This window comes from Streptomyces purpurogeneiscleroticus (assembly GCF_020024005.1).
Classification (GTDB): Bacteria; Actinomycetota; Actinomycetes; order Streptomycetales; family Streptomycetaceae; genus Streptomyces; species Streptomyces purpurogeneiscleroticus.
This window is the reverse complement of sequence record NZ_NHSG01000471.1, coordinates 1-10,055: the sequence shown is the minus strand read 5'-3', so window position 1 is coordinate 10,055 and position 10,055 is coordinate 1. Positions and strand designations below refer to the sequence as shown.

The window sequence follows — 10,055 nt, the reverse complement described above, 5'->3', positions numbered from 1 at the left end:
GGGTGAGCAGTTCGCCGAGCGCCGTGGCCGCCGACCACAGGGGGCGCAGCAGCTCCTCGTGCGGGCCGCTCAGCTGCTCGTGCGGGCCGACGAGGGTGAGCGAGCCGATGGGGTGCGAGCGCACCAGTACCGGTACCGCGAGCCCGGCGGTGGCCGGGTCGTACTCGCCCTCGGAGTAGGCGTAACCGTCCACGGGGACCCGGCACATCAGCTCCTCCAGGCGTCCGGGATCGGTGACCGTCCGTTCGCTGAAGCGGGCCATGGGGCGGCCGTAGAGGAGCGACGCGCGGGCGCCGGGCGGCAGCATCCCGAAGTACGCGCGGGAGGTCGCCCCCGCGTGCCCCGGATACAGCTCGTCCGCCAGCCGGTACGCGCGCAGCGGCCCCGACGCGCCCTCGGCGGGCTCGACACAGCGCAGGTGCGCCCCGTCCGGCACCGCGAACAGGGCCGTGAAGCCGCTGGCCGCCGCCAGTTCGCGCAGCGTGGGGCGGACCAGTCCGGCCATGCCGCCGTGCCGCTCCCAGGCGGTGGACAGATGCCAGACGGCGGGGCCGAGGCGGTAGCGGCGGGTCACCTCGTCGGAGACGAGGAAGCCGCGGTGGGTCAGCGAGGCGAGCAGCCGCTGGGCCACCGACTTGTCCCAGCCGAACTCCGCCGCGAGATCGGTGACGCCCCACTCGTCCCGGTCCTGGGCGAAGGCGAGCAGGGCCTGGAGGGCGCGGTCGACGGTCTGGAGCGGGGCGCGGTCAGCGGGGGCGCGGTCTGTGGTCACGGCAGCATCGTAGCGACACTATGCGGGCATGCTTCTCTCAAATAGAGAAATGATTGCTGATAAGGACTCTCGGAGGCAGTCTGCTGGGCAACGCCGGGCCGGCCCCGGCCCTCTGCACCCCCGCGCACCAAGGAGCCCCCGTGCTCAAGCACGTCCTCGAAGTCCTGGACCTCCTCGACCGGCCGCGCACCAGCGGCCGCCTCCTCGCCGACCACCTCCGCGCGGTTCTGGAGCAGGCCGCCGGCGAGACCGGCGGCGGCCTGCCCGCCGGACCGAAGCCGGAGATCACCGTCACCCGCGTCGAGGGCCACCAGGGCGGTACCGACTTCGTCAAGGTCGTCGTCCCGGGCAGCCGCGGCAGGGCCGCCGGCGGCGGCGCGCCGACCCTCGGCGTCCTCGGCCGCCTCGGCGGCGTCGGCGCCCGCCCCGAGCGCGTCGGCCTGGTCTCCGACGCGGACGGCGCCGTCGCTGCGCTCTCGGCCGCCGCCAAGCTGCTCGACATGTACGGCCGCGGCGACGTCCTGGAGGGCGACGTCGTCCTCAGTACGCACGTGTGCCCGGACGCCCCCACCCGCCCGCACGACCCCGTGCCCTTCATGGACTCGCCGGTCTCCATTCTCGACTGCAACCGCCACGAGATCTCACCGGAGATGGACGCCGTCGTCTCCATCGACACCACCAAGGGCAACCGCCTGCTCAACCACCGCGGCATCGCCCTCTCGCCCACCGTCAAGGAGGGCTGGATCCTGCGGGTCAGCGACGACCTGCTGGGCGTCCTGGAGACCGTGACCGGCGAGGCCGCGCACGTCCTGCCGATCACCACGCAGGACATCACCCCGTACGGCAACGGCGTGCACCACCTCAACTCGATCATGCAGCCGTGCGTGGCCACCGACGCGCCCGTCGTCGGCCTCGCGCTCACCACCGGACCGGCCGTCGCGGGCTGCGCCACCGGCGCCAGCCACGAGACCGACATCGCCGCCGCGGCCCGCTTCGCCGTCGAGGCGGCCAAGGAGTACGGCCGGGGCGTGCTGCGCTTCCACGACACCGAGGAGTTCACGCGCCTCGTCGAGCTGTACGGACCGATGACGCGGCTGCAGGCGGGGGCAGAGGAATGAGACAGCCCCCGGCCGCCCCCGCCGCGCAGCGCCGCCACCCCAGAGCCTTCGAGCCCGTCACGCTCGTCGTGACGATCGTGCTGTCCGTGCTCGGCTCGGTCATCGGCCTGGTGCTGATCACCACCCTCGGCATCGCGCCCAACACCTCGGTCATCGGCGCCCTCATCGCCATGCTGATCGGCCGGATCTCCTTCGCCGCGCTGTCGAGGATGCGCGACCCGCACCGCCAGAACCTGGTGCAGTCCGCGATCTCCGGCTCCACCTTCGCCGCCGCCAACTCCCTGGTCACCCCCATCGCGGTGCCGTTCCTGCTGGGCCGTCCCGACCTGGTCTGGCCGATGCTGGGCGGCGCCGTCATCGGCCTCGCCGTCGACAGCTGGGTGCTGTACCGGGTCTTCGACTCGCGGCTGCTGCCCGCCTCCGCGGCCTGGCCCGCCGGCATCGCGGCGGCCGAGACGATCAAGGCGGGCGACGAGGGCGGCCGCAAGGCCGGACTCCTCGGCCTGAGCGCCGTCGTGGGGCTCGTCGGCTCGCTCTTCAAGCTGCCGATGAGCGCGGCGGGCGTGGCGTTCCTCGGCAACATCTGGGCGCTGCTGATGTTCGGCATCGGCCTGCTGGTCGCCCAGTACGCGCCGGGCGTGCTGCAGGTCGACCTCGCCGCGAACTACGTACCGCACGGCGTGATGATCGGCGCCGGGCTGGTGGCCCTGGTGCAGGCGGTACTGCTGATGCGGGACCGCAAGGGTGCCGGGGGAGCGGCACGGGAGAAGGCGCCTTTTCCCACGGTTCCGGACGCCGACCGCTTCGACGCCGGGGAGCGGACCGTCCCCGCCGCCCGGCTGCGCCGCGGCCTGCTGGAGGGCCTGGTCCTCTTCCTCGCCGGCGCGGTCCTGATCGCGCTGATCGGCGGGGTGAGCGCCGACATGAGCGGCGCCGGGCTGGTCGGCTGGGTGCTGCTCGCCGGGTTCGCCGCCCTGATCCACCAGCTCATCGTCGGCCTCGCCGCGATGCACTCCGGATGGTTCCCCGCCTTCGCGGTCACCCTGATCTTCCTGATCGTCGGCCTCGTCGTGGGCATTCCAATGGTCCCGCTCGCCCTCCTCGTCGGCTACGCCGCCTCCACCGGGCCCGCCTTCGCCGACGTCGGCTTCGACTTCAAGGCCGGCTGGCTGCTGCGCAAGGGCGCGGTGCCGTGGCACCCGTACGAGATGGCAGGGCGTCGCCAGCAGTACCTCGCCCAGCTCGTCGGCTTCGCCGTCGCCGTGCTGGTGGTGGCCCTCGCCTGGCAGCCGTTCTTCGCCGACGGCCGGGTCCCGCCGGTCGCCCAGGTCTACGTCGACACCATCAAGGCCGGCATCGGGGACGGCCACGCCCTCACGATGATGGCGCTGTGGGCGATCCCCGGAGCCCTCGTCCAGTTCTTCGGCGGCTCCGCGCGCCAGATGGGCGTGCTGCTGGCCACCGGTCTGCTGGTCGCCACGCCGCAGGCGGGCTGGCTCGTACTGGTCGCGCTCGCGGTCCGCTTCGTGTACGGCCGGTACCGGCGCCGCCACGCCACCGAGCGGGCGGGCGAGGAGGCGGCGGCCGAAGCGGCCGACAACGATCTCGCGCTGGTCGGCGCCGGACTGGTCGCCGGCAGCTCCCTCAACGACGTGAGCCAGATCTACAAGGCGCTCTGAGACCCCCAGGAGGCGGCGCATGACAGCCCCGACCCTCGGCCTGGTCACCATCGGCCAGGCACCCCGCACCGACCTGTCCGACGACCTCCGCGCGTTCCTCGGCGGACTGCGCACCGTGCAGCACGGCGCCCTGGACGAGGACGACTTCACCGGCGCCGCCGCCGAGCGCACCCGGGCCGAGCTGGCCCCGGCCGACGGCGAGGCGCCGCTCGTCTCCCGTCTCCGCGACGGCTCCTCGGTCGTCCTCGGCCACGAAGCGCTCGCTCCCCGTATGCGGGCAGCCGTGGCCCGCTGCGAACGGGACGGCGCGACGGCCACCCTGCTGCTGTGCACGGGCAACTTCCCGCCCGTGCCCGCCACCCGGCCACTGCTCCACGCCGAACCGCTGGTGCAGCACGGCGTACGGGCCATGGCCGGAACCGACCCGGTCGGCATCGTCTGCCCGCTCCCCGCCCAGCGCGCGGACGTCCGGCGCCGCTGGTCGCGGCTGCTCCCCGGCCACGTCCTGGCGGAGGCCGCGGACCCGTACGCCCCGGACGCCGCCGAGCAGGTGGCCGGGGCGGCCCGCCGGCTGACCGGGGCGGGCGCCCGCCGGCTGGTCCTGGACTGCATCGGCTACACCGAAGCCCACCGCGCGGCCGCCGCCTGCGCCGTCCCCGTCCTCCTGGCCCGCGCCCTCGCCGTCCGGCTCGCCGCCGAGGCCGCCTGCGCGTCGCGCCCGACCGCCCCCTAGGCTGGCGGGAACACGACAATCGCTCTACGGGGGACGACGAACCATGGCCGAAAAGGCACGGCGGAGGCTGCGGTCGAGCACGGTGATCCTGGGCGGGATGGGCGCGCTGGCCGCGGCCCTCACCTCCTGCGGCTCCGAGCCCGACAAGCGCTGCGTGGACCGCGGCAGTTACGACACGCTCAACGGATACCGCATCGTCGATGCCAAGAACTGCACGAGTGGCAGTACGTCGGCGGGCAAGAGCGGCAAGAGCGGCAAGAAGAGCAGCCGCGGCGGGTCGGTCGACGGCCAGTGGTACTACGACGCGGACGTCAACGGGCGCAACGCCGACTACGGCACGTTCAGCAAGAGCCAGGCCGTGGACCGGGGCGGTTTCGGCTGCTCGGGTTCGGCCGGCGGCTGAGCGGGCGCGGCGGCATGGAACGGCACACCATCGAGCCCCGCCCCGGCTGGCAGCAGATCGTCGAGGCACAGGGCCTGATCTACCCGCTGACCCGGTACCCGGACGACTCGCTCCGCCCGTACTGGGACGAGAGCGCGTACTACTCCTTCACGCTGCCCGAGGTCGAGGCGCTGGAGGAGGTCGTCGAGGAGCTGCACGGCATGTGCCTGGCCGCGGCGGCGCACATCGTCGAGCACGACCGCTTCGCCGATCTCGGCATCGACGACCCGCGGCAGGCCGGCCTGATCGCCGAGGCGTGGCAGCGCAGGGACGAACTGCCCTCCCTCTACGGCCGGTTCGATCTGCACTACGACGGCACCGGGCCGGCGAAGATGCTGGAGTACAACGCCGACACGCCCACCTCGCTGGTCGAGGCGGCCAGTGCCCAGTGGTTCTGGATGGAGGACCGCTTCGTCGGCGCCGACCAGTGGAACTCGCTGCACGAACGGCTGGTGGAGGCATGGCGGCGGCAGGCGAAGCTGCTGCCGCCCGGCGCGCCTCTGCACTTCGCGCACTCGGCGGGGGACGAGCTGGGCGAGGACCTGATGACGGTCGCGTACCTGGAGGAGACCGCCCAGCAGGCCGGCCTGGAAACGGTCGCGATCTCCATGGAGGAGATCGGCTGGGACTCTCTCTCGGGCCGCTTCGTCGATCAGCGGCTGAAGTTCATCCGCTCCTGCTTCAAGCTGTACCCGTGGGAGTGGCTGGCCACCGACCGGTTCGGTCCGCACGTCCTGGACACGCTCGACAACGGCGGCGGCACCGGTACCACGCTGTGGATCGAGCCCGCGTGGAAGATGCTGCTGTCCAACAAGGCGCTGCTCGCGATCCTCTGGGAGCTGTACCCGGGTCACCCGAACCTCCTCCCGGCGTACCTGGACGGCCCGCGCGAACTCGCGGACACGGCGGGATACGTCGCCAAGCCGCTGCTCGGCCGGGAAGGGGCCGGCGTCACGGTCCACCGGGCCGGTGCCGAGCCGGTGGTACGCGACGAACGCTGCTGCTATCAGGAGTTCGCCCCGCTTCCCGACTTCGACGGCAACCGCGTCGTCCTCGGCGCCTGGGTCGTCGAGGACGAGGCGGCCGGGCTCGGGATCCGGGAGTCCGCCGGGCTGATCACGGACGAGTACGCGCGCTTCCTACCGCACGTGATCTTGTAGGAGCGCGGCCCCACGGCCCGCACCGTCACCGGGCGGGCACGGCGCGTAGCCGGTCCCGGGGCTCGTCCTACCTGTCGGTATTCCCACCGGCGGCCAGGACGCCCCGCGGACCTGAGAGAATGAGTGTCATGGCTCTCGATCGTCCGCGTGTGCTCTCCGGTATCCAGCCCACCGCCGGCTCCTTCCACCTCGGCAACTACCTCGGCGCCGTCCGCCAGTGGGTAGCGCTCCAGGAGTCCCACGACGCCTTCTACATGGTCGTGGACCTGCACGCGATCACGGTGCCGCAGGACCCGAAGGAGCTGCGCGCGAACACCCGCGTCGCGGCGGCCCAGCTGCTCGCTGCCGGTCTGGACCCCGAGCGCTGCACCCTCTTCGTCCAGAGCCACGTGCCGGAGCACGCGCAGCTGGGCTGGGTGCTGAACTGCCTCACCGGCTTCGGCGAGGCGTCGCGGATGACCCAGTTCAAGGACAAGTCGGCGAAGCAGGGCCAGGACCGCACGACGGTCGGCCTCTTCACGTACCCCGTGCTGATGGTCGCGGACATCCTGCTGTACCAGGCCAACCAGGTCCCGGTCGGCGAGGACCAGCGCCAGCACCTGGAGCTGACCCGTGACCTCGCGGACCGCTTCAACCAGCGCTTCGGCGACACCTTCACGATCCCGAACCCGCACATCGTCAAGGAGACCGCGAAGATCCAGGATCTTCAGGACCCGCTGATCAAGATGAGCAAGTCGGCGTCCTCGCCGAAGGGCATCATCGATCTGCTCGACGAGCCCAAGGTCACGGCCAAGAAGATCAAGAGCGCGGTGACCGACACGGACACGGTGATCCGCTTCGACCGCGAGGCCAAGCCGGGCGTGTCCAACCTGCTGACCATCCTCTCCACCCTCACAGGCACGGACATCCCGCAGCTGGAGAAGGACTACGAGGGCAAGATGTACGGCGCCCTCAAGACCGACCTCGCCGAGGTGATGGTCGACTTCGTCACACCCTTCCGGGACCGTACGAAGGAATACCTCGACGACCCCGAGACGCTGGACTCGATCCTGGCGAAGGGTGCCGAGAAGGCGCGCGCGGTGGCCGCCGAGACGCTGGCCACGACGTACGACCGGATCGGCTTCCTGCCCGCCAAGCACTGACAGCGCACCGGGAGGGCCCGCGGCCCCCGCACGGGGGGCCGAGGTCCCGCCGGGGCGGGACCGTCGGCGCTCGCCGTAAAGGCCGCACACCCGGCACACTGGCATCCGGGGACACCATCCGTTTCAGGGAGGAGAACGCAGTGGGGACCGTAACGCTCGGCGTTTCGATCGCGGTCCCGGAGCCGTACGGCCGCTTCCTCCAGGAGCAGCGCGCGGGCTTCGGGGACCCGGCCGCGCACGCCATCCCCACCCACATCACCCTCCTCCCGCCCACCGAGGCCGACCCGGCGGACCTGCCCCGGATCGAGGAGTACCTCGCGGAGGTCGCGGCGGCCTTCACGCCCTTCACGCTGCGTCTGAAGGGCACCGACACCTTCCGGCCGCTCTCGCCCGTCGTCTTCGTCAAGCTCGTCGACGGCAAGGCGGGCTGCACGGCGCTGCAGGAGCGCATCCGCGCCGCGTCCGGCCCGTGCGCCCGCGAACTGCAGTTCCCGTACCACCCGCACGTCACCGTCGCGCACGGCACCTCCGAGGAGGCGATGGACCGGGCCCAGCGGGAGCTCGCGGACTTCGAGGCCGCCTGGACGATAGGCGGCTTCGCGCTGTACCAGCAGGGCGCGGACAGCGTGTGGCGGCTGGAGCGCGAATACCCTTTTGGCGCGCCGGTCGGCGGCGTGCCGCGGCAGGCCGACCTGACCCGGCCGCCGGCCCCCTCCCGCTGACCCGACGCGCCCTGGCGCGTCTGCGCCGTATGCGGCCATCCGGAGGCTAGTGTTCCGCCGGATGGGGGACAACGGCCCTCGGGAAGGGGTACCCGCGGCTCATGGAGTGGCTGACCAGGCTGCCGCTGATCGGCCCCGCGGTGGTGTGGCTGATGCGCACCCACCTGTGGCGGGCGTACCAGCGGATGGACCGCGTGCACTGGACCCGGCTGGCCGCCGCGCTCACCTTCACCAGCTTCGTGGCGCTCTTCCCGCTGCTCACGGTCTCGGCGGCGGTCGGCGCCGCGACGCTCACCGACGCGCAGCTGCGGGAGTTCCAGCACCAGCTCACCGAGCAGGTACCGGGCATCGCCGAGCAGCTGGACATCGGGGCGCTGGTGGACAACGCGGGCACGGTCGGGGTGATCGCCGGTGCCGCGCTGGTCTTCACCGGCGTGGGCTGGGTCCAGTCGCTGCGGGACTGTCTGCGCGCGGTGTGGGAGACCGACGACGAGGAGGGCAATTTCTTCCTGGTCAAGGCCCGGGACGGCGCGCTGCTGCTGGGCCTGGGCGGGGTGGCGGTGGTCTCGCTGGCCTGCTCGGCGTTCGCCTCGGCCGCGGTGGGCCGGGTGGCGCAGGGCCTGGGCATCCCCGAGGACGGCGTGGGCAGCGTCCTGCTGAAGCTGGCGGGCTTCCTGATCGCCGTGCTCGCCGACTTCCTGCTGCTGGCGTACGTCCTGACGCAGCTGCCCGGCGCGGAGCCGCCGCGGCGCGCCGTGGCCGTCGCGGCACTGATCGGAGCGGTCGGCTTCGAGGTACTGAAGTACGCGCTCAGCGGCTATCTGCAGGGTGTCGCGGCGAAGAGCATGTACGGCGCGTTCGGCACCCCGATCGCGCTGCTGCTGTGGATCAACTTCACCGCGAAGCTGCTGGTCTTCTGCGCGGCTTGGACGGCCACCCAGGAGCCGGCCGACGAGCCGGTGGAGGTGCCGGCGGCGCCGCCGTCCGCTGGAGCCGCGGAGGATGCCGCCTGATCACCTGTCGGCGGCTTCCAAACCCGTCCGGGCAGAAGACCTCCGGACGGGCGAAATCACCGAGGGTGACTACCGCGCAACACTGAGTGAGGCCAATCTGGGGTGAGTCAGGTCATTACTCCTAGAGGGGAAGAAGTGAACACTCAGGACAATCCCCAGGCCAAGTCCACGGCAGCCGCCGACGGCGCCATCCCGTCACTGGGTTACGCCCTGTTCGCCACGCGCTGGCTGCAAGCGCCGCTCTACTTCGGGCTCGTCGTTGCCCAAGCGGTGTACGTCTACAAGTTCTTCGGCGAACTCTGGTGGCTGCTCACCCACGTGGCCTCCGGCAATTCCCACGAGAACATCGTGATGCTCACCGTGCTGAAGCTCGTCGACGTGGTGATGATCGCCAACCTGCTCATCATGGTGATCGTGGGTGGTTACGAGACCTTCGTCTCGCGGATCGGTCTGCAGAACCACCGGGACCAGCCGGAGTGGCTCTCGCACGTCAACTCCAATGTGCTGAAGGTGAAGTTGGCGACCGCCATCGTCGGCATCTCGTCCATTCATCTGCTGCAGATCTTCGTCAACCTGCATCACACCAGTCAGCACGAGTTGATCTGGGGCACCGGCATCCACATGGCCTTCGTCGTCTCGGCCTGCATCCTGGCCTACATGGCAGGACCGATGGAGGCCCGCAGCCACCCGGACGAGCACCGGCCGCGCCACCTTCCGCCGCAAGTCCCCGTCCATCCCACAGGCGCGGTGGCGGAGCCGCCCCCGAGGCAGCCGGCCGGCTGACAAGGGGAGACGGCGGCGGGGCCGGTGGCGGCCGCCAAACGTATCGGGGACCAAGTCACCACGGACGGACGAACTTGCAGTGGTGCCCTCCTCAGCGCCATCCGCGGTGGGCAGTCTGGGTGAGCCTGTAGAAAAATGAAGAGAGGACGAATTGAACGCTCACCGCGATTGTCCGGCCGAGCCCGCGGTCCCGGCCGCGGGCGCCGTCCCGTCACTGGGTTACGCCCTGTTCGCCACGCGCTGGCTGCAAGCACCGCTCTACTTCGGACTCGTCGTCGCCCAGGCCGTGTACGTCTACCAGTTCTTCGGTGAACTCTGGCACTTGATCCACCAAGTCTCCACCGGGGCCACGGACGAAAACATGGTGATGCTCACCGTGCTGAAGCTCGTCGACGTGGTGATGATCGCCAACCTGCTCATCATGGTGATCGTGGGTGGTTACGAGACCTTCGTCTCGCGGATCGGTCTGCAGAACCACCGGGACCAGCCGG

General features: G+C 71.3%; 11 protein-coding genes. 10 read left to right on the top strand and 1 reads right to left on the bottom strand.

The genetic code is table 11. From position 1 onward, the window contains the following. Positions 1-772, bottom strand: a 772-nt coding sequence (locus CCS38_RS34220; RefSeq protein WP_223737441.1) for an IclR family transcriptional regulator, incomplete at its 3' end; no start/stop codon positions are given. Positions 773-912: 140 nt separating this feature from the next. On the opposite strand from CCS38_RS34220, the gene CCS38_RS34215 reads away from it, so the two are divergent. From CCS38_RS34215 to CCS38_RS34170, 10 genes are all read left to right on the top strand, one after another. Next, positions 913-1,890, top strand: a complete 978-nt coding sequence (locus CCS38_RS34215) for a DUF1177 domain-containing protein (protein ID WP_223737440.1) — start codon at positions 913-915, stop codon at positions 1,888-1,890. Next, positions 1,887-3,569 (top strand): OPT/YSL family transporter, encoded by a 1,683-nt coding sequence (locus CCS38_RS34210; protein WP_223737439.1) that lies wholly within the window; start codon positions 1,887-1,889, stop codon positions 3,567-3,569. The genes CCS38_RS34215 and CCS38_RS34210 overlap by 4 nt, the downstream gene beginning before the upstream one ends. A 19-nt stretch (positions 3,570-3,588) precedes the next feature. Next, a complete protein-coding gene (locus CCS38_RS34205; RefSeq protein WP_223737437.1) occupies positions 3,589-4,302 on the top strand; it encodes an AroM family protein in 714 nt (237 codons plus the stop codon). Positions 4,303-4,345: 43 nt separating this feature from the next. Next, positions 4,346-4,705, top strand: a complete 360-nt coding sequence (locus CCS38_RS34200; RefSeq protein ID WP_223737435.1) for a hypothetical protein — start codon at positions 4,346-4,348, stop codon at positions 4,703-4,705. A gap of 14 nt (positions 4,706-4,719) precedes the next feature. Then, positions 4,720-5,904 carry a glutathionylspermidine synthase family protein gene (locus CCS38_RS34195; RefSeq protein WP_223737433.1) on the top strand — a complete coding sequence of 395 codons (1,185 nt, stop codon included), beginning with the start codon at positions 4,720-4,722 and terminating at the stop codon, positions 5,902-5,904. Between the two features lie 128 nt (positions 5,905-6,032). Further along, a complete protein-coding gene (gene trpS, locus CCS38_RS34190; protein WP_223737431.1) occupies positions 6,033-7,046 on the top strand; it encodes a tryptophan--tRNA ligase in 1,014 nt (337 codons plus the stop codon). 140 nt (positions 7,047-7,186) lie between these two features. After that, positions 7,187-7,768 (top strand): 2'-5' RNA ligase family protein, encoded by a 582-nt coding sequence (locus tag CCS38_RS34185; protein WP_223737429.1) that lies wholly within the window; start codon positions 7,187-7,189, stop codon positions 7,766-7,768. A 101-nt stretch (positions 7,769-7,869) separates the two neighbouring features. After that, a complete protein-coding gene (locus tag CCS38_RS34180) occupies positions 7,870-8,781 on the top strand; it encodes a YihY/virulence factor BrkB family protein (protein ID WP_223737426.1) in 912 nt (303 codons plus the stop codon). Between the two features lie 135 nt (positions 8,782-8,916). Further along, the gene (locus CCS38_RS34175) at positions 8,917-9,564 is read left to right on the top strand and encodes a TIGR00645 family protein (RefSeq protein WP_223737425.1); all 648 of its coding nucleotides are present in this window, start codon (positions 8,917-8,919) and stop codon (positions 9,562-9,564) included. A 151-nt stretch (positions 9,565-9,715) separates the two neighbouring features. Further along, positions 9,716-10,055 (top strand): YqhA family protein (locus CCS38_RS34170; protein ID WP_223737423.1); only part of this gene is annotated, 340 nt, incomplete at its 3' end.